At 57.6% G+C, this 22,897-nt stretch carries 13 protein-coding genes, 1 tRNA gene and 1 pseudogene; 6 read left to right on the top strand and 9 right to left on the bottom strand.

Translation table 11 applies throughout. The features are described 5' to 3' along the window. Positions 1–80: 80 nt before the first annotated feature. Positions 81–1,274 carry an SLC13 family permease gene (locus OZX74_RS05775; RefSeq protein WP_277156023.1) on the top strand — a complete coding sequence of 398 codons (1,194 nt, stop codon included), beginning with the start codon at positions 81–83 and terminating at the stop codon, positions 1,272–1,274. A 14-nt stretch (positions 1,275–1,288) separates the two neighbouring features. On the opposite strand, the gene OZX74_RS05770 is transcribed toward OZX74_RS05775, so the two are convergent. The 3 genes from OZX74_RS05770 to OZX74_RS05760 all read right to left on the bottom strand — a co-directional run bounded on the left by OZX74_RS05770 (position 1,289) and on the right by OZX74_RS05760 (position 4,096). Next, positions 1,289–2,548, bottom strand: coding sequence for an ATP-binding protein (locus tag OZX74_RS05770; RefSeq protein WP_277156022.1), 1,260 nt, complete (start codon positions 2,546–2,548; stop codon positions 1,289–1,291). Positions 2,549–2,792: 244 nt separating this feature from the next. Beyond that, positions 2,793–2,866, bottom strand: a tRNA-Arg gene (locus OZX74_RS05765). A 144-nt stretch (positions 2,867–3,010) separates the two neighbouring features. After that, positions 3,011–4,096, bottom strand: a complete 1,086-nt coding sequence (locus OZX74_RS05760; RefSeq protein ID WP_277156021.1) for a glycerol dehydrogenase — start codon at positions 4,094–4,096, stop codon at positions 3,011–3,013. 255 nt (positions 4,097–4,351) lie between these two features. Here OZX74_RS05760 and yhbY point away from each other — a divergent pair, with 255 nt between their 5' ends. The 4 genes from yhbY to OZX74_RS05740 all read left to right on the top strand — a co-directional run bounded on the left by yhbY (position 4,352) and on the right by OZX74_RS05740 (position 7,464). Further along, positions 4,352–4,660, top strand: a complete 309-nt coding sequence (gene yhbY / locus OZX74_RS05755) for a ribosome assembly RNA-binding protein YhbY (RefSeq protein ID WP_277156020.1) — start codon at positions 4,352–4,354, stop codon at positions 4,658–4,660. Positions 4,661–5,120: 460 nt separating this feature from the next. Next, positions 5,121–5,618: a 5-(carboxyamino)imidazole ribonucleotide mutase gene (purE, locus tag OZX74_RS05750; protein WP_277156019.1), complete on the top strand. Its 498-nt coding sequence runs from the start codon at positions 5,121–5,123 to the stop codon at positions 5,616–5,618. Beyond that, positions 5,602–6,774, top strand: coding sequence for a 5-(carboxyamino)imidazole ribonucleotide synthase (gene purK, locus OZX74_RS05745; RefSeq protein ID WP_277156018.1), 1,173 nt, complete (start codon positions 5,602–5,604; stop codon positions 6,772–6,774). Before purE ends, purK begins: the two co-directional genes overlap by 17 nt. A gap of 258 nt (positions 6,775–7,032) precedes the next feature. Beyond that, positions 7,033–7,464 carry a transcriptional repressor gene (locus OZX74_RS05740; RefSeq protein ID WP_277157432.1) on the top strand — a complete coding sequence of 144 codons (432 nt, stop codon included), beginning with the start codon at positions 7,033–7,035 and terminating at the stop codon, positions 7,462–7,464. A 114-nt stretch (positions 7,465–7,578) separates the two neighbouring features. On the opposite strand, the gene OZX74_RS05735 is transcribed toward OZX74_RS05740, so the two are convergent. Together OZX74_RS05735 and OZX74_RS05730 are read right to left on the bottom strand one after the other, a co-directional pair. Beyond that, positions 7,579–10,725 carry a DUF2156 domain-containing protein gene (locus OZX74_RS05735; protein ID WP_277156017.1) on the bottom strand — a complete coding sequence of 1,049 codons (3,147 nt, stop codon included), beginning with the start codon at positions 10,723–10,725 and terminating at the stop codon, positions 7,579–7,581. A gap of 74 nt (positions 10,726–10,799) precedes the next feature. Then, the gene (locus tag OZX74_RS05730) at positions 10,800–12,191 is read right to left on the bottom strand and encodes an alpha/beta hydrolase-fold protein (RefSeq protein ID WP_277156016.1); all 1,392 of its coding nucleotides are present in this window, start codon (positions 12,189–12,191) and stop codon (positions 10,800–10,802) included. A gap of 409 nt (positions 12,192–12,600) precedes the next feature. Here OZX74_RS05730 and OZX74_RS05725 point away from each other — a divergent pair, with 409 nt between their 5' ends. After that, positions 12,601–14,688: an LTA synthase family protein gene (locus OZX74_RS05725; RefSeq protein WP_277156015.1), complete on the top strand. Its 2,088-nt coding sequence runs from the start codon at positions 12,601–12,603 to the stop codon at positions 14,686–14,688. 231 nt (positions 14,689–14,919) lie between these two features. On the opposite strand, the gene purD is transcribed toward OZX74_RS05725, so the two are convergent. The 4 genes and pseudogenes from purD to OZX74_RS05705 form a co-directional block, all read right to left on the bottom strand. Continuing rightward, entirely contained in the window at positions 14,920–16,248 is a 1,329-nt protein-coding gene (gene purD / locus OZX74_RS05720; RefSeq protein WP_277156014.1) for a phosphoribosylamine--glycine ligase, read from the bottom strand. Positions 16,249–16,366: 118 nt separating this feature from the next. Then, entirely contained in the window at positions 16,367–17,446 is a 1,080-nt protein-coding gene (purM, locus tag OZX74_RS05715) for a phosphoribosylformylglycinamidine cyclo-ligase (protein WP_277156013.1), read from the bottom strand. A gap of 1 nt (position 17,447) precedes the next feature. Next, positions 17,448–18,995: an amidophosphoribosyltransferase gene (purF, locus tag OZX74_RS05710; RefSeq protein ID WP_277156012.1), complete on the bottom strand. Its 1,548-nt coding sequence runs from the start codon at positions 18,993–18,995 to the stop codon at positions 17,448–17,450. A 1-nt stretch (position 18,996) separates the two neighbouring features. Next, positions 18,997–22,859: pseudogene (locus OZX74_RS05705) on the bottom strand (phosphoribosylformylglycinamidine synthase). Positions 22,860–22,897 lie beyond the last annotated feature (38 nt).

Genomic DNA, 22,897 nt, shown 5'->3' with positions numbered 1-22,897 from the left:
GCTCTTTCCGATTGGACTGCAGCGATGAGAGGCGGTCATGATGTCGGATATTTCCGTTTGATGGTTTGGCTGGTGTTTTGATGCGCAAGTGGATCGTCAAAGAACTGAAAAACGACACCATTCTGGTGGTGGCGACGATACTCGCCATCATTTCCTGTTTTATCGTTCCCCCGGATCGTCAGTACCTCGGCTACATCCACATGAACACCATTTCGCAGCTTGTCTGTCTTATGCTGGTGGTCTGCGGTTTCCAGCGCATCGGGGTTTTCCACATCATCGGCACCAAGCTGCTCGAGCATGTGCATACCGAAGGCGCGTTGGTGATCGCACTCGTCTCCCTGACGTTCTTCTCCGCGATTTTCATCACCAATGACGTTTCCCTGGTCACGTTCATTCCTTTTGCGATTTCCGTATTGGTCATGGCGAACATGGAAGACAAGGCCGTTCTGGTGGCGACATTGATGACCATCGGCGCCAACACCGGAAGCATGCTCACACCGGTCGGCAACGCCCACAATCTTTACCTCAAATCCGTCTCCAAGATGCCGACCTCCGAATTTCTGGAGGTCATGGGGCCGTTCTCCGTTGCTTCCGCGATTATGCTGCTTGCCGTCATCCTGATCGTATTCCGCCGTCGCAACAGTCAGGCAGACTTCGCGGGGCTGGGACGCAAGGGTATTGAGCAGTCGCTTTTCGCGCCGCAAAGCGAGGGACAGCCCGACGAGGTCCGTGTCCTTGGTTATGGCGCAGGCTATGGCGGCTGGCGTGCGATGGTCTACATCGTGTTGTTCCTCATCTGCATCTTCGCTGTGGGCGGTTGGATTCCGCTGTGGCTGATGTGCGTTTTGGTGTTCGGCATGTTCCTGATCTGCGATCGTCGCGCGTTCCTCAAGGTCGACTGGAGCCTGCCTCTCACCTTCGTCATGTTCTTCATTTTCATCGGCAATATGCGTCGCGTGCCGGAATTCTCGAATTTCGTGGCCTCGATAGTCAACCAGCATCCGATGGAGGTCGCCGTCGCGTCGAGCCAGATCATCAGCAACGTGCCCACTTCCATTCTGCTTTCCGGTTTCTGCAACCAATGGCGCGAGCTGATCATCGGCACCAATCTCGGTGGGCTCGGCACGCTGATCGCCTCGATGGCCTCGCTGATCTCCTATCAGCAGATCGCGCGCAAATACCCGGACAAGAAGGGCCGCTATCTGCTGGTCTATACTGTGGTAAACGTGCTGTTTCTGGCAGTGCTGCTGGGATTGGCGTTGATTATCAACTGATAACGAGCGATTGTTTAGCGCGGTAATGAATATTTTGTCATTCCGCCGCAAGTGATGCTTTGCAATTCGCCTTTGTCAGTGAGGCCTTCAAGCGCATCAGTGAGTTCTCCGGAATTGGTACCCAACTCGGTTTGGATTTCACGTAGGCTCATGGCGTCTTTCCGCTTTGACAAAAGGTGCTTGGTTATTTGCTCGAGCGCGTCGATCTCGAATTGATGTGTCTGACTGCCGACCATCCATTCCCGCAATTGCGATTGGATATTTTTAGGAAGTCTAGCCAATGTTTTCTTGTCCGGGTTGCTATTGAGAAGCTGCCAGACTTTGCTGCCTGCGAAAACCACGGACGAAAACGGAGTGACGGACAGTACCTGGCTTCCGACAAGGGCTTCGGTCGGGTTGGTAGTGAAGAGGTGCGGCCCACCAAGCGGGAATGTATAGCGCTTGGCTTTGCCTAGGCCTTCACCGTGATCAGCGTTATCGGGGTTACCTGTTTCTTTGCCAAGCTCATTGCCGTCTTCATTAGAGAGATGCGGCTCGGGCCATGCGCAGTCGAGTACCGGTTTGGGCAGGATCATCGCCACCGATCCCGGTCCGACACGAAGTTGCGGGCTGGCGAGACTTTGCGAGTAGGCATCGAGGATACGCTGCACGCCGGTGCCGTAGTTTTCGCTCAGGTGCAGGGCTTCGAACACGTCGGCAAGCCATGCGTTGCGTGATTCGCTGACCCCGTTCAACAGGTCGTTGACCTCGAAGCCGTCCACCAGGCCGCCGGGGGAGACGATTTCGATGCTCGAGTCGAAAACGCTGATCAGAATCGGCCCGCTCTTGTCGTAATCACGGTGCAGGACGGCGTTGATCAGGGACTCGCGCAGAGCGGTTTCGGGCCATGCGTTTTCGGGATTGTGGCGGTTGAAGAACATCATCGTGGCGTCGATCTGCTTCATGAGCGAACCGGAAACGTTCTGCCGTTGCACGAGTTTTGCCTTGGTCTCACCTTCGAATACCGCGCATTTGACGAGGTAAGGGCATTGGTCGGAAAGCAGTAGCGCTACATTGGTGGCTTGATTTTCAGCGTCAAAGAGGTGTAAACGAACAAGGTTGTCATTCGACCACTCAAGTCCGGCAGAAGCGAATGCCGGTTTTGCATATTCAAAGGTCAGATTCTGGCTCGAGCTCAAACGCTGGTCGAAGGGCGACGCAGCAGAAAACACCTCGGCAGCTTGCCGAGTGTCGTCGTTATCAGCGGTCTGGGGCATTCCCTCGTCCGTATCCATGACTCGAGTTTATCGTCACTTTGCGACACGAATAGCATGTTTCCATTGCAATTCCGCCATATTGTGGGTCTATCTTATTGTCGAGAATCAAATATAAATGGCATTGATTTCTGGCTTTTCGAGGGTAAAGATCAATACGAATTCAATTGAATTATTAGGAAGTATTTGTTTCCTGCTGATGATTGTAGTAGATATTCCCAGTGCCCAATATTTTTGGCGGTGACGTCCCTTTCGCAGGACCAAGTGACCCCGGCGAGATTCGAACTCGCGACCTACAGATTAGAAGTCAGTTGCTCTATCCAACTGAGCTACGGGGCCAAACAACAATGCTTTATTGTATCAGCACGTCTGACGCAAGAATGGCAGGAACGCCGCCACCATATAATCATCTTTGGTGAAGTTCCTGCCATTCATCCGATTCGCGAAAGGCTGTTTGGCAATAGAATAGCCGGTTTCAGCGATTTAGTAGATGGCGGACACTTCGGTGGCTGCTCGTAGCGCAATCGCCACGTCTTCGGGTGTCACTTCGAAGGGCATGTTGGACATGGTGTCGTCATCGCTGCAGGCGAGTTCACCGACTTTCAGCAGGTCTTCGTCAGTAGCGTCCCCGATGCCGATTTCCGCGAGCGTGGTAGGCAGTCCGACCTTGCGGAAGAAGCCGTAAGCCTCACGCAGATCCTCTTCGGGGCGGTCTTCGAGCACGAACTGCGTGAGCGTGCCGTACGCCACTTTTTCGCCATGCAGATACTGATGTGTGCCGGGCAACACGGTGAGCGCGTCATGGATGGCGTGCGCCGCGGCCAGGCCGCTGGATTCGAAGCCGAGGCCGCTGAGGAGCGTGTTGGCCTCAATCACGTTTTCGACTGCCGGGCTGCACAGGCCTTTACGTACTGCGGCGACGGCCTTCGGGCCGTCGGAAATCAGCAGGTCATGGCACAGCTTGGCCAATGCGATGGCCGCGTTGGTGGAATGGCCGCCAGTCATGGTGATGGCGTTGGATTGTTTGCAGGCCAGTGCTTCGAAATAGGTTGCATAAGCGTCGCCAAGGCCGGAAATCAGGAAGCGCACCGGTGCGTTCGAGATGATGGTGGTGTCCATGATGACCATATCCGGATTTTTGGGCAGCGGCAGGTAATGATCGAATTCTCCGTTGTCGGTGTAGACCACGGAAAGGCGCGAGCAGGGGGCGTCGGAGGACGCTGCGGTCGGAGAGATGATCACCGGACGCTTGCCAAAATGGGCCACGGCTTTCGAGGTGTCCAGAGTCTTTCCTCCGCCGATGCCGATGACGGCGTCATTGGAACCAAGGGCAGCGACATGTTTGTTGATTTCGTTGTCGGAGCATTCGCCGTCGAATACGACGAGTTGGTAAGGAGTATTGCTGCTTTCGAAGCTTGAGACGATCTGGTCGTGATAGGTTTTCTCGATGAATGGGTCGACGATAATGTAAGCGCCTTTGCTGCCGAGGGTGCGGTATTGGTCGGCAAGCTCGTTGATGGCGTTTGGTTCTTGGATGTAACTGCCGGGGGAGCATAGAATTTTCTTCATGGTGTCTTTCTTTGACAATAATGAATAAAAACGTGATGTAGGTCACATAATTTCTATTTTATGGGATATAGACATAGCACATGCCGATATTTTGTGAGCGTTAACAATTCCTTGTTCACAATATTTCTATTGGGAATATCGGCAGGACAAGCCTTTGGGATATGGTGGAATCATCGAAAGTCGAATATTGCCGACTGCTTATTGATGGGCACGAAACATTTGAAGCGACGGTGATTGCGAGGAATGGGATTTTATATGGCAACGAAACTGAACAAGCGGCAGATCAAGCAGCTCAAGGCGCTGGCAAGCAAGCTTTCGCCGTTGCTGTGGATCGGCAAGAACGGGGTCACCGATGCCGCGGTCAAGCAGGCCTCGGAGACGCTCGAGTCCCATGAGTTGCTGAAAGTCGTGGTACAGGATGGTTGCCCGATTGACGAGCGTGAGGTCGGCGAGACCCTGGCCGGACAGATCGGTGCTCAGCTGGTGCAGGTCATCGGCCATCGCTTCGTGCTCTACCGTCCGTCGAAGAAGCCGGGCATCAAGAAGATTGAACTCGTTCATTAGGTATTCGGGTACGTCGCTTTTCCATGGACACAACGGCTTGGTGTGTTACGTATTATCAGTGTTTGAATAGCGCGCAATGACGAAGTAATGTATTGATGTGTCAATGCTGTGCAGGTGCAGCACGGAAGCGTTTTCTGGTGAAATGACTCTTCCGTGCTGTGTTTGATGGGTTGCGATAAAAGCGGAATGTTGGAATTCCAACGAAGTCGACGAAGACATCGTGCAGGGGCACGGTATTGAAGAATAAATTGTTCGGTAAGACTGTTCAGTGCTGCGTTGCGGTGGTTGAAGGCGAAGTGCGAAAGATGCACGTATCGAAGTACATGATATCGGCGATTGCCCAAGGCGACGACACGGGAAAAAGCTACGCTATATATTGCTTTGAGCCGGCCCGATTTTCTCGTTCCCGTCGCGTAAAGTGGAAGCTGGCTCTGGTTGTAAACGATACTTCGGAGGTATCATGGCAACTGAAACGCCACAAGTAGCAGTGATAATGGGTTCGGCAAGCGATTGGGAGACGATGCGTCACGCCTGCCTTACCCTCGACCAGTTCAATGTCTCCTATTCCAAACAAGTCATTTCGGCCCACCGAACGCCCGAGCTGATGGCGGATTTCGCGCACAACGCCCGCAAGAACGGCATCAGGGTCATCATCGCGGGAGCCGGGGGAGCCGCACACCTTCCCGGTATGGTCGCCGCGCAGACCACGTTGCCGGTCATCGGCGTGCCCGTCAAGTCGCACGCGCTTTCCGGCGTGGATTCCCTGCTTTCCATCGTCCAGATGCCCGGCGGCGTACCGGTGGCGACCATGGCCATCGGCAATTCCGGGGCCACGAACGCCGGCCTGTTGGCCGTGAGCATCCTGAGTGTTAACGACGAGAAGTTGGCACAGGCGCTTGATGATTATCGTGAGCAGTCGAAGGGAAAGGTGGAGGCGTCCAATGCCGAGCTTGTCTGAGGAAACCCGAGGGAAAATCAAGCAACTGATGCCGGGGGCGACCATCGGCATCATCGGCGGCGGACAGCTAGGACGCATGATGGCGCTTTCCGCGCGATATCACGGCTTCCGCATCGGCGTGCTCGATCCGACGCCGGACTGCCCGGTCGCCCAGGTCGCCGATTTCCAGGTCACGGCCGACTACGACGACAAGGCCGCCATCCGCGAACTGGCGGAACGCAGCGACGTGCTCACCTACGAATTCGAGAACGTGGATGCCGACGCCATCGACGAGGTTCGTGGCAGTGTGGCCGTGCCGCAAGGCACCGATCTGTTGCGCGTCACGCAGGACCGTGTCTTCGAGAAGCAGTTCATCAACGATCACGGCACGGCCACCGCACCTTGGAAGCAGGTCGATGACCTCGCCGGGCTCGACGAGGCCATCGCGGAAATCGGCTATCCTGCGGTACTGAAAACTCGTCGCGGCGGCTATGACGGCCACGGCCAGGTGGTGCTGCACGGCCCCGACGATCTGGCGAAGGTCCACGAACGCGACGAGAAGCAAGGCACGTTCCCGCCATCCGTCTTGGAAGGATTCGTTGATTTCGCCTTCGAGGCTTCGATCTTGATTTCGGGCAACGGCCAGGATTTCGTCACGTTCCCCATCGTGCGCAACGAACACCGCCACAATATTCTGCACCTGACCATCGCGCCCGCGCAGGTCAGCGACGAGATCGCCGAGGAAGCCAAGGCGCTCGCGCTGCGGCTGGCGAAGGGCTTCGAGCTGGCGGGCACGTTGGCCATCGAGCTGTTCATTACCAAGGACGGCCGTGTGGTGGTCAACGAGCTGGCCCCGCGCCCCCATAATTCCGGCCATTATACCATCGAGGCCTGCTCCATCGACCAGTTCGACGCCCACATCCGCGGCATCGCCGGATGGCCGTTGCCGCAGCCGAAGCTCCTGAGCCCGGCCGTGATGGCCAACGTTCTAGGCCAGCACGTCGCACCGACTCGCGCGCTTATCGCCAAGCATCCGGAGTGGTGTGTCCACGACTACGGCAAGGCGGAAGTGCGTCAAGACCGCAAAATGGGCCATATCACGGTGCTCACCGATGATACCCGACGTACGGTCGACGAGCTTGAAGCCACCGGCTGCTGGGACGATTTACGACGATAACGTGTCGTGCTGTCTTCCGTTATGTGCATATCCGCAGCATGCAGTCGGCTTCGCTTGTTTCGTCAAAATATGGAAATGCCGGAACCTAAGGCAAACGGCTCTTTCAATTTCAATAAATACGAGTAACATACGTGGTGCATTCGATGAAACGTTCCGAAATTCGACGGAACGGTCACAGCGAAGATGTGAAAAACACGAAAGAGGTCACGCAGCGTGTTAGCCAACGAGCACAACGACAAGGGACTTTCCCGGCGTGGAATGCTGACTCGTCGCGGCAGGCGTGGCAGCCAGCACACTTGGCAGAAGGATGCCGTGCTGAAGGCGCTCAGCGCTTGCGACGATTTCGTTTCCGCCCAGGACCTTTATCGGCTTCTCAGTGAGGATGGCCAGGGAATCGGCCTTTCCACCGTCTATCGGCAGCTCAACGCGCTGGCGGATGACGGCAGGGCCGACACCATCCATTTGAACGATCAGCAGATGTTCCGCATCTGCAAGGACGGCGAGCACCACCATCATCTGGTCTGCGAGAATTGCGGGAAGACTGTGGAAATCGAACCCCCCGAGCAGTGGGTCCGCAAGATCGCCGAAGAGCACGGTTTCACCGTCAATTCGCACACGCTTGAGGTGTTCGGGCTGTGCCCGGATTGCCAGCGCCTGGAAAGCGCGGAAGGCAACGAACAACGAGCTTGAACCCGAAATCTTTCAACATTGCCGAATGCGAATCGTTGAATGCAAAAGGGACGTCGGCCGGTCGATGATAACCGGTTAGCGTCCCTTTTGCGTTGTCCAGGATTTCGGCGGCACTTATTTCCTGTCGCTCTTATCCGGCGAAGTCATGGATCTCACGATTTCCACGACCTGCTTGGGCTTGAGTTCCGGTACATAGGCGCTGACCACGGCGATGCCGATCTGGGCCAGCTTGGCCGAATCCGGATAGCAGATATAGACCGGAGCCGGGCTGGGCTGGAACTTCTTCTTGAAGAAGAACAGTGACTTGAAACCGTAGGCCGGCTCAAGCACATCGGCCGCGATCTGCAGTGCGTGTTCGATGATTGCCGTGCCGCTGGGCGAAGTCTGTTTCGGCTTGCCGCTCTGGCCTGATGAAGGCTTGCCGGTTTCGGCATCCGATTTGGCAGCATTGGCCTTGACCCCGACAGATTCCTTATCGGAAGGTTGGGCGTGGGGAATCGGCAGTTCGCTGTTAGTGACCTTATCGTCGGCTTTGTCTTTGACTTTGCCGGTATTTGCCTTTTCGGTTTTCCCTGATTCCTCGGGTTTCGCAGATTTCTTTGTTTTTCTTGCCTTATCGCCTTCAACCGCCTTGTCGGCGGCAACGGCGGCTTTCTCACCCATCCCGGCCAGGGGAGCCGCGGAAAGGCTCATGAACTCAATGGCCTCGGCCGGATTGTTCAGGCCTTGGTCGCGCAGGCGTTCGGCCATGCGGGCGATCAAAAACTCCATGATGCCGTTCGGGCTGTCGGTGCGATGACGCATGAAATCAAGGGTCCATCCGATGACCCGTCCGTTGCGATAGGTGGGCAGCCAGCTGGTGACGCCGAGAACCGTACCTTGCGCGTCGATGGCATAGAGCAGCGCCACGCGGTCATCCCTGAGCTCTTCGATGCCGCCGAGCGTGAACTTCATTTCCGGAAGCGCCTTGAGCTGGGCCCATTGCTCCGAGATGTCCACGATCTGCTGGTCGATGGCGAAACCGGCCTGGTTATAGGTGGTGAGCACATCGGTGATGCCGTCGCGTTTGGCCTTGTTGATGGCGGTGCGGATGTCCTGCCATTTCTTGCCACGTGTCTGCCAAAGGTTGGGATTAAGGACCATTTCGGTACCGACCTGGATGGATGACCAGCCCATCGATTCAAGCTCCTCGCGCTGGTCGTCATGGACGGCGTAGAAGGAAGGCGACCAGCCTTTTGCATCGCAGAACGTGGTGAATTCGCGCAGATCCTGCGTGTATTCGCTCGGGTCGCCGAAAGGACCGGTGACGCTGAGAGCGATGCCGTGCAGAACGCGGTAGGCGATGGCGGAGCGGCCGGTGGAGGAGAACCAATAGTGGTTGCCTTCCCAAGTGGTCATGAAACTCATGGATTCGCCGCCAAGGGTGACCAGCGCTTCGGCCTTCTTGCGGTCGCGCTCGTCCGGGGTGACATTGTCGCGGAACCAGAGGATGAAGACGATGAGTACCGTCAGCCAGAACACGACGGTGAGGCCCTCACTCACCAATGTCGCCAACTCTGTCTGCGGCGCGATCAGTGTGGTGCGCTTGCGGCCGCCGAATCCGGTGGGCAGAAGCCGGCGAAGCATGTCTATCATCAACAGCTTGACGGTCGGGCGGGGCTTGAAGTCCTGTGGGACGGCTACGGAGAAGCCGATGTAGACACAGCTGGTAACCAAAAGCATGCCGACCATGGCGATGATGCCGTTGCGTACGCGTGACGCACCGGTGGATATGCTGAAATGAGGCAGTTCCCGGATCATCAGAATGATGAGTATCAGCGGCGGAAGCGCCGTGGTGATGAAGGCCGGCATGAAGTTGTATTTGCTGGCCATGCTGGGACTCATCGGTGCGATCGTGAACGGGAAGATGACATAGTAAAGAACCGCGAAAACAACCGCCGCACCGTTGAGCGCGATGCTTACCCATGCAGCCAATCGACGTCCGTGATAAAGGCCCCATGCCACCAAAGCAAGAGCCGCGATGGGAAGAAGCATATGCAGCCACAGGCCGGCTATCGCCAGATGCTGTCGTGTTGCCACCAAGCGCAGGCAGCTCGTCACCGACCGATTGACGCTGCAGGAGGTGAGCAGCGAGGAATCGCCCCAGATGGAGGAAGTGAAGAGGCCGAACGTGGTCAAGGGTCCCAGGTGCGAGGTGGAGGTCAGCGCCAGCAGAGGGCCGATTGCCAGCACCAGCTGGGCGAACGCGAAAAGACGGCGGGTCTCATAATCGGTGCTGTTGGTCCATTGAATATGGTCCTTGACTGGGCCGTGCATCACTAGGCCCACGAGCTGGCCTACAAGTGCGGCGCCGAGCGTGCAATAGTCGCCGGGGTTGCCGCTGAAGAGCAGCAGCGTGCCGATGACCGTATAGCCGAGCAGCAGGATGCGCCGCCGCCAGAGCACGGATTCGTAGGCGCTTTCCGCCATCAACGCCCCGATGATGATGGTCAACGGGGAGAGCAGAACGGGCAGACGCTCCATGCTTTGCCAGTCGTGCATGGCCATGTCGACCAACACACAGACCAAGATTCCAAGTGTCGACCCGGCGACTGCGCTGAACAGTGCGGCAAATGTCGTCTTCAGCGCGCCAAGCCGTGATTGTGCCACGGAAAGGATGACGACAATAAGCAAGGTATAGACGATGAGCATCAGAGAGCTGCGCACGAACACCGCGGAACGCAGGATGTTCGTCAGCCAGGGAATGATGTCCTGGCTATGGAGTGGTTGCTGGAACGGATCGCGTGGCCTTCCACCGTTGTGCAGGCGCCCGAGAAGGATTTCGGTGAGGCTGAGCGTTCGTCCGGAGGCCGGGGCGTTGAGATGCCGTATGGCGGAGTGGACCATATCGAAAATGTTGATGAAAAGGAAGAGTATGGAGACGATAATGGCGAAAAGATGCCCCTGCATCCAGCTGAGGATGTCATGGCCGAGTACTGTCCAGCTTGAGGGCCCGCGTTTCTTGCCTTTTGGCGGCATTGCGGGGTTCTTTGGGCGGTGAGAAGACTTTTGGCCTTGGCGTTTGGAATTGCCCTGGCCTTTATTCGCCTCGTTGCCGTTTTTCCCGCCGTTTGGCTTGGCTTCGGTCTTTTTGATGCTCCCGGTGCGTTCGAAACCGTGGCTGGTGGCTCCGGATTCGTGACGGAAGGTGCCGATGGCTGCTCTGCCGACTTGGGATTGTTCTCTTCGTCTGTTTGCATCTTGATGGCTTTCGTCCTTCAATCGTATGACTTATTGTCTCTCACTGCAACACAGCTGCCTGCCAATAATCGTGCAGTTGTATCGGATCGGGGATACTAGTCGCTTTCGCGGTTGGTGTTCGCGCTCACCACTTGAAGATTCGGATAAGACGAAATTTGCCTGCCGGTTTTCCCTAGTCCCGTTTCGGTTCCGAACAGGTCGATCTGAGCGGTCATTCCTGCATTGACGGTATGCCAGTCATGGGCAGTGCCTTTGACGATCACTGTGGTCACCGACATCCCGGCTTTCATGGCTTGCGCGGAAATGGCTTTCTGGTTCCTCTGCGATTTGGAATCGAGCTCGCCGGCGGCTGAGAACCATGTCTGCTTTGAGGGGGCATGATTTCTGATGAGCGTAATCGGGACGTGCTTGTCGAATTCCTTTTCGCTGCCGTTGAAGAAACGCTTCACCGTGGAGCGGTGCGAGCCGGCGGTGGGTTCGATTTCGCCGCCGGCACTGTAGATGTGCCCGTACAGATCGGGGTGGGCGGCGCCAAGTTGTGTGGCGCATGTGCCGCCCTGCGAATAGCCGCCGATCAGCCATTTGTCCGGTGAGGTCTCAACGGGCAGCGTCTTTTTTATCCAGTTGTTCACATCGCGGGTCAGATACGTCTCCGCGTTGCCGAAGACCGGGGTGTCGGCACACAGCGAATTGTGGGTGATGCTTCCGTTCTGGTCGGGGGAGACGGCGATGGGGGCCAGGCCGTAATGTTTGGCGGCATAGCTGTCCAGTTTATCGCCAAGCACGCCTGCGCTGAAGAAACGGTCCGGAGTGCCCGGCTGCCCCGCCATCACGATCATGACCGGAAGTCTCGGAGGGTTTTTGCTCAAAGCCGCGGGGGGAAGATAGACGTTCGCCGTACGCGCCTTGAAATGGGAAAGGGTCGCGGGAATATTGACCGAGCGGACGATGCCTTTCTTGGGCATTGCCGGCAGCTTGTTTTCCTCTCCGAGCTTTCTCCATTCCTTTACGGTGTCGGTTTGCGTCGCCGAGGCCTTGTGCACGTTTTCCGCTTCCAGCGCCGAGAACTGGTTATGGCCGAAGAGCGAGCCTACCGTCGAAAATTCGCCATAGATGATATCGACGCGAAGCGCGAAGGTGAGGAGGGTGAGTACGGCAGTGATGATGGCGAGGGTCTTGCGCAGAGTCCCCGAATCGAAGCACATGGACACCAATACCGCAATGAAGCCGATGCCGAACGCGATGTTGAATTCGATGACCCGCCCGAGACTGACCCCGAAGACCATGAAAACGTCGGAAAGCAACCAGACCACCATATAGCCGATGACGGTGCCGATGAAACCCCAACCGAACTGTTTGAGCAGGGGGGAGAACCAGCCGTCTTTCGATTTCAGCACAATGACGGCGATGAAACCGAGCAGCGTCAGTATTTTTAAAGTGGTGGGCAGCCATCCCTCGAGCAGGTTGATTTTATAAAACCAGTCCATGTTTCCCCTCGCCGTATCAAGCGCAATATTACTCAGTGATTCTAGACGTATACGTTCAGCCGCGTCCATCAGTCGGAAGAATGATTCCGTTCCGACGCAATTGTGTGCGGTGGGTATAATAGTATCCCGTTATGATTGTTATCGTAGAAATTGGGGAATTGGAAACGAACCTACAGTTTTCATACAGACTAACGTGATAGGGGTTTAACCATCAACATTCGTTGGGTTGACACAAGATGACAATACAGGATATGCGAAATTATAGGGCAAAGGAACGCAACGGTATGGACGAGGTCGAAGGACAGGAATCTATGGGGGCAAACCCCAGACTACAGCAGGGCAAACTGCGTCCGGTAACGCGGAAAAGATACAGAAAAAAGCACGCAAGACAGGTTTTGGCGGGTGCTGCATGCATATCCCGGGCTGGGTTTACGTCTTGCTGTTTGTGCTGTTCGACATCATCATGACCGTCATTTTGCAGAAGGGTGTTACGCAAAACGACACCCGTGTGAAACTGTCCAGCCCTCTTACCGGCGTATGGGGCATGGTCTCCAAGATGTGGCGGGAATGCAATTTCGTCTTCGTGCTGAACCTGCTTTTGGTGGGGTTCATCTATCTTGCCGTGCTCATGCTGTTCAACCGTTTCTGGATCGCCACGCCCGTCATGCTTGTATTGGTGATTCTGATTGCGCTTGTCGAGCATTTCAAGGTCAGTGTTCGCTATGAGACGATTCTTCCCTCCGATGTGAGCTTCGTCTCCAACGGTGACGCAGGATCACTGTTCAGCTTCATCCCTTCCGGTTCGGGCGGCTTGATCGCGGCCGTTGTGGTGGCGATGGTTCTGGTCGTCGTGCTGTTCGTAGCGCTGAATCATTTTGATATGCGGCATGGCAAGATGATTGATTTTGTGGGTCATCGCGCCGGTGATGCCGTTGGCGTTGTGCGTCACGAAACCGACGGTCAGGCGAATGAGAGCGAGAGCAAGGGCGGCAATAGGGCAGACGGCGGCAGGAGAGCCGGCAAAAGCCTCGGTGCCGCACTGCGTATCGTGTGTATCGCGGTGCCTCTGCTTCTGGTGCTCGGATTCAGCTATCAGGTCGGCCAGATCAATACGTTTACCAATGCTTTCGCCAAGACCATGGGCTATATCCCCTCGATGTGGGATTCCGTCTATGACGCCCAACGCAACGGCCCGCTGGTCTCCTTCCTGGGCCAGGCTCATCCCAAGGTGATGGACCAGCCGAGCGACTACAGCGAGGCGACGATGAAGCAGGTCGCCAAGCGCTATTCCGCCGAAGCCGCCAAGATCAACAAGACCCGCACCGCCAAGATGAGCGACAGCAGCGTGGTCTTCATCCTTTCCGAATCGTATTCCGATCCGTCGCGCGTGCCGGGGATCAAACTCAATCATGACCCGATTCCCAATACCCGCGAAATCAGGAAGCACACGACCGGAGGCTACATGCTTTCCTCGGGCTATGGCGGCGGTACCGCGAACCTCGAATACATGAGCCTGACGGGCATGTCGATGGCCAATTTCGATCCGTCGCTGACCAGCCCGTACCAGCAGCTCATCCCCGGCGAGAAGTGGACGCCGACCATCAACCAGCTGTGGGGAAGCAAGGAACATTCCGTAGCCTTCCACCCCTACGAGCCCTCGATGTATCTGCGTGCGAACAACTACAAGAAGTTCGGTTTCTCGCATTTCTATTCGCTGGAGCCCCCGGACGTGATCGCGCATCGTGCCAAGATTGATTCCTCTCCCTATGTTTCCGATGCCTCGTCCTATCAGAGCGTGTACGAATCGATGAAGAAGAACCCACAGAACGAATTCGTTCAGCTGGCCACGATGCAGAACCACATGCCGTATCAAAACTGGTACAAGGGCAATGATTTCAAGGCCCGTTCTACCGATCCCTCGCAGCCGCTCGGTGCCGATGAGAACGAGTCGATCAACACCTACGCCAAGGGTGCGAACATCACGGATGCGGCCACTGCCAAATTCCTGCGTCAGATGGACTCGTTGAAGAAACCCGTCACCGTCGTCTTCTATGGCGACCACCTGCCGGGCATCTACAAGACCGCCTCCGCCGACCAGAAGAATTCGCTGGCGCTGCACACCACCGACTACTTCATCTGGTCGAACAAGGCCAGCGGGCGGCAGGGGTACAAGAGTCCGGACGGGCAGTATTCCTCGCCGAACTTCTTCATGGCGCAGGCCGCCGAACAGACCAATTCGAAGGTCACACCGTTCCTGGCCTTCCTTACCCGGCTGCATGGCAAGGTCTCCGCGATGGAACCGCCGGTGGTCAACCAGATCCAGGGATGGTCTCGCATCCCCGAGGGCCAGCCAATCTACCTCGACGCCAAGGGCCAGCCGATGGCCGCGAGCGACTTCGATGCGCAGACCAAGCAGCTGATGCACGACTACAAGCTCATCCAGTATGACGTCACCGCCGGCAAGGGGTATCTCAAGGACGCAGGTTTCATGGACTGAGTTTTTAGGGGTTGCCTTAAACAAAGGTCGGTCGATACCAATCATAAAATGGCTGTTTTTCTGCCATTCCAATTTTGGTATCGACCGACCTTTTGTTGTTGTAGGAGTTATTTCCAAGTGCTATCGAAGTGCTGTAACATTGATGCCTCTGTTGACGGTTGTTTCCTGACCGTTGTCAATTCGACGCAGGGTTTCAGGGGTTTGGATGAATTTCGCCCTTAGAGTTCGGTCCTATTGTTTGCTGTCCGGAACTACGGCTTCAAGAGCCTTGGCGCCGATGTCGTGGCGGTAGAAGAAACCGGTGGTGTCCAAGGCGTCCAAGGTGTCGTAGATTTTGGTTTGGGCGGCCTTGAGGGTTGGGGCGAGCGTTTCGTAGACCAGAACACGGCCGGAGGAGGAGACCAAGCTGGTCGAAGCAGCCAAGTCCGCTGGATTGAGATTCTCGGGATGCTTCGGTTTTTTCACGCCGGCGTAATAGATGTGGGAATCTGCGTCGGTGTCGATAGCCGGAACCGGGGTGCCTTTCTTGGGATTGCCGGGGTAGCCGTCGGAGGCCAAGACCACGCCAAGCGCCGTGGCGTCCGTACGCCAGGTGAATGTCGGTTGTTCATTATTGAGAATTGCATTGATGCTTTCGCCGAGGTCGCTGGTCAAAAGTGGCAAGACGGCTTCCGTCTCGGGGTCGCCGAAGCGGGCGTTGAACTCGATGACTTTCGGCCCTTCCTCGGTGGCAATGAGTCCGGCGTAGAGAATGCCGGTGAATGGTGTGCCCTCTTCGGCCAGCGCTTTGACGGTAGGACGAACAATGGTGTCGATGGCGGTCTTCACGGTTTCGTCGCTGATTTGCGGGACGGGACTGTAGGCCCCCATGCCGCCGGTGTTCGGACCTTTGTCGCCGTCGTAGGCGCGTTTATGATCCTGTGAAATCGGCATGGGCCAGAACTCGGTGCCGTTGACGAAACTCATCAGCGAAAACTCCTGGCCTTCCAGGAAGTCCTCGAGCACGACCTTGAGATCGGCGTTGCCGAAACGGTGTTCGACGAAGATGTCTTCCAACGCCTTGAGCGCCGTCTGGGTGTCGAGCGCCACAGTCACGCCTTTGCCTGCGGCCAGTCCGTCGGCCTTGACGACGATGGGTGCCCCGTGTTCCATAACGTATGCGGCCGCGGCCTCGTAGTCGGTGAAAGCGCGGTAGGCTGCGGTCGGAATGGCGTGGCGGGCCATGAGCTGCTTGGCGAAATCCTTGGAACCTTCGACCTGGGCCGCAGCACGGGTGGGGCCGAACGCCTTGAGACCGACTTCACGGAAATCGTCGACGATGCCGTGCATCAGCGGGACTTCGGGGCCGACCAGCGCCCAGTCATAGTTGCTGGACTGCATGAACTCGATCAGGGCCGCATGGTTGGACGGGTCGATGCGGGTGGTGCGGATACCGTCGAGCTCCATGCCGGGATTGCCGGGAGCGACGGTGACCTCATCGACGCTTGCGCCTTTGAGCAGCGTGGCGGCGATGACGTGCTCGCGCGCTCCCGATCCGATGACCAAAACCTTCATACCCATTTCATGTCCTTTCAGCAATTTCCGCCAGTGGAATTTTGTTGTTGACTATTGTCTTGTTTTTCTTTGAAAGTTTTTCGATACCAATATTCAAGTATAGATGAATATGCTTCGGTATGAGCTAGGCAAACAGGACCCGTCCGTGTCCGGTGTTGGGAACGATTGAACCGATGACATGGCCGGTTTCTCCGACCGATTCTAGGGTCTGAAGCGCGTTCTCAACATTCGCCGGGTCGACGGCCAAGACCATGCCGATGCCCATGTTGAATACGTTGAACATCTCGGTGTGATCGATGCTGCCGGCGCGTTCGATGACCTCGAAAATCGGCGGAATGTTCCACGTGCCGACCTTGATCGAGGCGGCGAGGCCGTCAGGAATCATACGTGGGATGTTTTCGATGAATCCGCCGCCGGTGATGTGCGCGACACCTTTGACAAGACCGGCCGCGAACAGCGGCTTCAACGCATGGACGTAGATTTTCGTCGGGGTGAGCAGCACGTCGCCAAGCGTTGTCGCATGGTCATCATCGGCGTGTCCGTTCTCGGAGTCCTTGAATTCCGGAATGGCGGCAAGAGAGGTGTCGACGCTGTAGCCGGCCTCGCCGAACAGGGCCTCGCGCACCAGCGAGAATCCGTTGGAATGGACTCCCGAGGATTCCAGACCGATCAGCGTGTCACCTTCACGGATGCCCGAGCCGTCGACGATAGCGGATTTCTCGGCGACACCCACCGCGAATCCGGCCAGATCGTATTCGTCGGGCGCGTACATGCCCGGCATTTCCGCGGTCTCGCCGCCAATCAGCGCCGAATCCGCCTGAACGCAGCCATCGGCCACGCCGGAAACGACCTGCTCCAGAAGTGCGGGATCGTTCTTGCCGCAGGCGATATAGTCGAGGAAGAAAAGCGGCTGTGCGCCCTGGGCGGCGATGTCGTTGACGCACATCGCCACGCAGTCGATGCCGATGGTGTCGTGCTTGCCGGCCATCTTGGCGACCATAAGCTTGGTGCCCACGCCGTCGGTGCCGCTGACCAGCATCGGTTCCTTGTAACCAAGACTTGCCAGGTCGAAAAGCCCGCCGAACCCGCCGATACCGCCGACCACGCCAGGACGGTTGGTGCGTGCGACGTGCGATTTGATGCGGCGGACGACCTCGTAGCCGGCCTCGACGCTGACTCCCGCTTGTTCGTATGCTTTCGGCATGCTATGCCCTCCTTGTGGTGCTGATATTTCGACGATCGTGCTGCTCTGAGGTTTGTGCGTGGCGGTATTCGTTGCCGCTGTATTGGCTTTCGTATTTGGCGAAATGCGGCAGGCGCTCGCGTTCCTCCGGCTTCAACGAGGCCAGGAATTCGTCTTCGTAATCGTCCAGAGCGGTGGGGTAGTCGCCGTTGAAGTAGGCGACGCAAAGGCCTCCGTAGGGTGCGTCGGCGTTGAGGCCGATGGATTCGATAAGGCCATCAAGGCTCAGGAATTGCAGGGAATCGGCGCCGATGTGTTTGCGGATCTCCTCGACGCTCATCCGTGCAGCGATCAGTTCACGGGTCGTCGAGATGTCGATGCCGTAGAAGCACGGGTATTTCAGCGGTGGCGAGCTGATGCGCATGTGTACCTCCGCCGCGCCCGCCTCGCGCAGCAGCTGGACGATGCGCTTGGAGGTGGTGCCGCGAACGATGGAATCGTCGATGACGATGATCCGTTTGCCTTTCACGACGCCGCGAACGGCCGAAAGCTTCATGCGCACACCTTGCTCGCGCAGTTCCTGCGTCGGTTGGATGAACGTGCGGGCGATGTATTGGTTCTTGATCAGTCCCATCTCGTTGGGCAGGCCGCTGGCTTCGGAGTAACCGGAAGCGGCGGAAAGCGAGGAATTCGGCACGCCGATGACCATGTCGGCGTCGACCGGCGCCTCGCGGGCAAGACGCGCGCCCATGCGTTTGCGGGCGGAATGGACGTTGACGCCGTAGATGTTGGAATCGGGACGTGCGAAATAGATGAACTCCATCGAACAGATCGCCAGCTGGGTCTTGTCGGTGTAGGTGTCGATGCGATAGCCGTCGTCGTCCACCACGACGATTTCACCGGGCTTGATGTCACGGACCAGTTCGGCACCCACCGTGTCCAGCGCACAGGTCTCGCTGGCCAGCACGTAGGCCCCGTTGTTCATGCGTCCCAAGGAAAGCGGGCGGAAGCCGTTCGGATCGAGCGCTCCGATCATCGCATTCTTGGTCATCAGCAGATAAGCGAATCCGCCATGGACGATGTTCAAGGCTTCCTTGAGTTTTTCGACGAACGTCGGTTTGCTCGAGCGGCGGATCAGGTGCATCAGCACTTCGGTGTCCGAGTTGGAGTGGAAGATGGCGCCTTCGTTTTCGAGCTGGGTACGCAGCGCGATGCAGTTGGTGAGGTTGCCGTTGTGGGCCAGCGCGATATCGCCGTCATGGAACGAGAAGATGAACGGCTGGATGTTGTCGATGCCGCCGGTGCCGCTGGTGGCGTAACGGACGTGGCCGATGGCTCGGTCGCCGGTAAGCCGTTCGATCTCGTGTTCGTCGTGGAACACTTCGGTCAGCAATCCCAGTCCTCGGTGGCCGATGAGCTTGCCGTGGTCGTTCGAGACCATGCCGGCGCCTTCCTGCCCACGGTGCTGCAGCGCGTGAAGACCGAAGTAGGTAAGGCGCGCCGCATCGGGGTGGCCCCAAACGCCGAACAGGCCGCATTCCTCGTGAACGTCTTCCAGTTCGAATGACATCTCAGGCCTTCCTTTCGCCCGTTGGGTTTGCGTCTTCGCCGGTGAAGTAGCGCACGCCCGCTTCGAAGATCGGTTGGAATTCGCGGCCGGGAACATTCAAGTAAAGCCCGTCGCCACGACGTTCGGAATGGCCCATCTTGCCGAGCACCCGTCCGTCCGGGCTGGTCAGCGCTTCGAGCGCGGCCATGGAACCGTTGGGATTGTCGGCCAGATCCATACTGGCGTTGCCGTTCTCGTCCACATATTGTGTGGCGATCTGCCCGGCGTCGGCGAGCTGTCGAATTTGCTCCGGTGAAGCGACGAATCGTCCCTCGCCGTGTGAAATCGGGATGGTAAAGATATCGCCGACCTTGCAGCCTTCCATCCAAGGCGACAGGTCGCTGGAGATGCGGGTGCGTACCAGACGGCTTTGATGACGGCCGATGGTGTTGAACGTCAGCGTCGGCTGGTTTTCGTTGGGATCGACGATGTCGCCGTAAGGCACGAGACCAAGCTTGATCAGCGCCTGGAAGCCGTTGCAGATGCCGAGCATCAGGCCGTCGCGGTTGCCCAGCAGGTCGCGCACGGCATCGGTCACGGCGGGGGCGCGGAAGAACGCGGTGATGAATTTCGCCGATCCGTCCGGTTCGTCGCCGCCGGAGAATCCGCCGGGAATCATGATGATTTGGCTAGCTTTGATTTCCTTAGCCAGTTTTCGTGAGGATTGTGCCACGGCCTCGGGGGAGAGGTTGTTGACGATCAGCGTATGAGGATCGGCACCTGCTGCCGCAAACGCCGCCTCAGCGTCATACTCGCAATTGTTGCCGGGGAAGACCGGAATGAGCACGCGCGGCTTGGCCTTCAACGGATCGCCGGCATAAAAAGCCTGCCGTCCCTTGCGGTAATTGATGGTTTCCGTTTCGGGCCGTGTTTCGGTTTCGCTTGCATGGCGGCTTGTCTTGCTGCGATAGGGGAAGATTTCCTCCATCGCGGATTCCCAGACATCCTGCAAGTCATCGAGGTCGGCGGCCTCGCCTGCGGCTGCGAATTCGTAGGCATCGGTTGTCGTGCCGATAACGCTGACATTCACATGGGCGTTGCCTTCCGGCACTTCGGCGTCTTCGGACAGTTCCACGATAAAGGAGCCATATGCGGGCTCGAACAAGGCATCCAGACTGACGGCATCATCGAGCGTGACGCCGATCCGATTGCCCAGCGCGTCATCTTGAACAACGCTTCCACACTTGCGCCATAACCGGGCGTCGAAACTGCGAGGGTCTGGTCGGCGGCGGTCAGACCCTCGACCAATGCGATCGTTTCCAGCAGATCGCCGGGGTCGGCAATGAGACGGTAAGCGTTCTCGGCATCGTTGGTGTTGTCGACAGCTTTTCCATATCCGTATCGTTTCGGCGCGATGCAGACGATGCGATGCCTTGCACCCTTGAATTCCGGCGATATGGTGCCGTTCATGTTCCCGGTCGACACGGCAAAGGAAACCAACGTGGGTGGCACATCCATCTCCTGGCCATCCTGCTCGAAGCTGCCGCTCATCGAGTCTTTGCCGCCGATGGCCCCGACTTTGAGGTCGAGCTGTGCGCTCAATGCGCCGAGCAGCGCCGCTGTCGGTTTGCCCCAGCGTTTCGGGTCATCGTGCAGCTTGCCGAAATACTCCTGGAAGCTGAGGTAGGCGTTCTCGCGGGTGAAGCCGGTCGCCACAAGTTTGCATACCGATTCGACCACGGCCAGATAGGCTCCGGTGAACTGGTTGCGCTCGGTGATATACGGGTTGAAGCCCCAAGCCATGGCGCTGGCGGTGGTGGTCTTGCCGCCTGGCACGGGAAGTTTGGCGACCATGGCCTGACTCGGCGTCAGCTGTTCGCGCCCACCGAACGGCATGAGCACGGTGCCGGCGCCGATGGTGGAATCGAAACGTTCGGCAAGGCCCTTGTTGCCGGCGACGTTGATGTCGCTGACCAACGAGGTCAGGCGTTGCTTGAGGTCTCCGGATTTCCAGTCTTCGGGAACCGTATAATTCCCAGCCGGCAGCACACGCACATTCTGATGCTTCGCGGCACCGTTCGAGGCAAGGAACTTGCGGGAGAGGTCGACGATGCGCTTGCCGCGCCAATCCATGGTCATCCTTGGCTCGGCGGTGACGGTGGCGATGACCGTGGCTTCAAGGTTCTCTTCGCGTGCATACCGCAAGAACTCGTCCACGTCCGTGTCCGCCACGTCGACGGCCATGCGCTCCTGCGACTCGGAAATCGCCAGTTCGGTGCCGTCCAAGCCTTCGTATTTCTTGGGGACCTTGTCGAGATTGATCTTGAGGCCATCCGCGATTTCGCCGGTCGCAACGGATACGCCGCCCGCTCCGAAATCGTTGCAGCGTTTGATGAGCACGCTGGCATCGTGACGTCGGAAGAGACGTTGCAGCTTGCGCTCGACGGTGGCGTTGCCTTTTTGCACTTCGGCTCCCGATTCGGTGAGGCTTTCGGTGTCTTGCGCCTTGGAAGCACCGGTGGCGCCGCCGATGCCGTCGCGCCCGGTACGTCCGCCCAAAAGGATGATCTTGTCGCCGGGTGCCGGCGTTTCGCGTCGTACGTTGATGGCAGGCGCCGCACCCACCACGGCCCCGACCTCCATGCGCTTGGCGATATAGCCGGGATGATAGATTTCATTGACCTGCCCGGTAGCCAGCCCGATCTGGTTGCCGTATGAGGAATATCCTTGAGCGGCGGTGGTGACGAGCTTGCGCTGCGGCAGCTTGCCTTCCAATGTTTGCGAAACCGGGACTCGCGGATCTCCGGCCCCGGTGACGCGCATGGCCTGATAGACGTAGGCGCGACCGCTCAGGGGATCGCGGATGCAGCCGCCGATGCAGGTGGCGGCCCCGCCGAACGGCTCGATTTCCGTGGGATGGTTATGCGTCTCGTTTTTGAAGAGGAAGAGCCAGTCTTCCGGTTTGCCGTCAACATCGACCTTGATCTTGACGGTGCAGGCGTTGATTTCCTCGGACTTGTTAAGTCCGGTCAGCTCGCCTTCGGCCTCAAGTTCCTTGGCGCCGATGGTTCCCATATCCATCAAGGTCACGGGCTTGTTGGTACGTCCCAAATCCTGACGAACCTTGAGATAGCGCTGGAATGCGGCGGCAACAACGCTGTCGTCGATGTCGACCTGCGTCAGCTCGGTGCCGAAGGTGGTGTGGCGGCAATGGTCGGACCAATACGTGTCGATCACCTTGATTTCGGTGATCGTCGGTTCGCGGTGCTCGCCGAGGAAATAGGTCTGACAGCACTTCGCGTCGCCAAGATCCATCGCCAGTCCGCGCTCGGCGATGAAATGTTGCAATCCGGCGTCGTCGAGTTCGTTGAATCCGTCGATCACTTCGACATCCGCCGGAACCTTGACCTCGGTTTGCAGCGTTTCACGCGTCTCCAGTCCTGTTTCATGTGCGTCGACCGGGTTAATCACGTAGCGTTTGATAGCTGAAACGTCATCAGGGGAAAGCTTGCCGTACAGCGCGTAGATTTTCGCGGTCCGTACTTCCGGCCGTGTCCCTTGGCTCAACAGCTGGATGCACTGGCTGGCCGATTCCGCACGTTGGTCGAACTGACCGGGCAGGTATTCCACGGCGAAGACCTGGGCCCCGCTTACATCGGGCAACTCCCGTGTGGCCGTGTCGACCGGCGGTTCGCTGAAAACGGTCGGGACGGCGGCATCGAAAAGCTTGGAATTCAAGCCTTGGGCGTCGTAGCGGTTGATGATGCGGACGCGAACGAGCTCGGTGAGTCCCAGCACGTCACGCAACTCGTTGGTGAGATTGGCGGCTTCTACATCAAAGCCGGGTTTCTTTTCTACATATACGCGAAAAACTGTTGAAAGCACTGATGGTCCTTAGCACTGCTGGCAAGAAGGGGAAAGTA

The sequence above is a fragment of the Bifidobacterium sp. ESL0798 genome, from assembly GCF_029395415.1.
Lineage (GTDB): Bacteria > Actinomycetota > Actinomycetes > Actinomycetales > Bifidobacteriaceae > Bifidobacterium.
This window is presented reverse-complemented; position numbering and strand designations above follow the sequence as displayed.

What these genes read in the sequence shown, in the direction of transcription:
- purE (WP_277156019.1), top strand. Translation starts at nt 5,121, where the DNA reads ATGGCAACTGAAACGCCACAAGTAGCAGTGATAATGGGTTCGGCAAGC.
- yhbY (WP_277156020.1), top strand. Translation starts at nt 4,352, where the DNA reads ATGGCAACGAAACTGAACAAGCGGCAGATCAAGCAGCTCAAGGCGCTG.
- purK (WP_277156018.1), top strand. Translation starts at nt 5,602, where the DNA reads ATGCCGAGCTTGTCTGAGGAAACCCGAGGGAAAATCAAGCAACTGATG.
- OZX74_RS05725 (WP_277156015.1), top strand. Translation starts at nt 12,601, where the DNA reads ATGCATATCCCGGGCTGGGTTTACGTCTTGCTGTTTGTGCTGTTCGAC.
- OZX74_RS05770 (WP_277156022.1), bottom strand. Translation starts at nt 2,548, where the DNA reads ATGGATACGGACGAGGGAATGCCCCAGACCGCTGATAACGACGACACT.
- OZX74_RS05775 (WP_277156023.1), top strand. Translation starts at nt 81, where the DNA reads ATGCGCAAGTGGATCGTCAAAGAACTGAAAAACGACACCATTCTGGTG.
- OZX74_RS05740 (WP_277157432.1), top strand. Translation starts at nt 7,033, where the DNA reads ATGCTGACTCGTCGCGGCAGGCGTGGCAGCCAGCACACTTGGCAGAAG.
- OZX74_RS05760 (WP_277156021.1), bottom strand. Translation starts at nt 4,096, where the DNA reads ATGAAGAAAATTCTATGCTCCCCCGGCAGTTACATCCAAGAACCAAAC.
- OZX74_RS05730 (WP_277156016.1), bottom strand. Translation starts at nt 12,191, where the DNA reads ATGGACTGGTTTTATAAAATCAACCTGCTCGAGGGATGGCTGCCCACC.
- purD (WP_277156014.1), bottom strand. Translation starts at nt 16,248, where the DNA reads ATGGGTATGAAGGTTTTGGTCATCGGATCGGGAGCGCGCGAGCACGTC.
- purF (WP_277156012.1), bottom strand. Translation starts at nt 18,995, where the DNA reads ATGTCATTCGAACTGGAAGACGTTCACGAGGAATGCGGCCTGTTCGGC.
- purM (WP_277156013.1), bottom strand. Translation starts at nt 17,446, where the DNA reads ATGCCGAAAGCATACGAACAAGCGGGAGTCAGCGTCGAGGCCGGCTAC.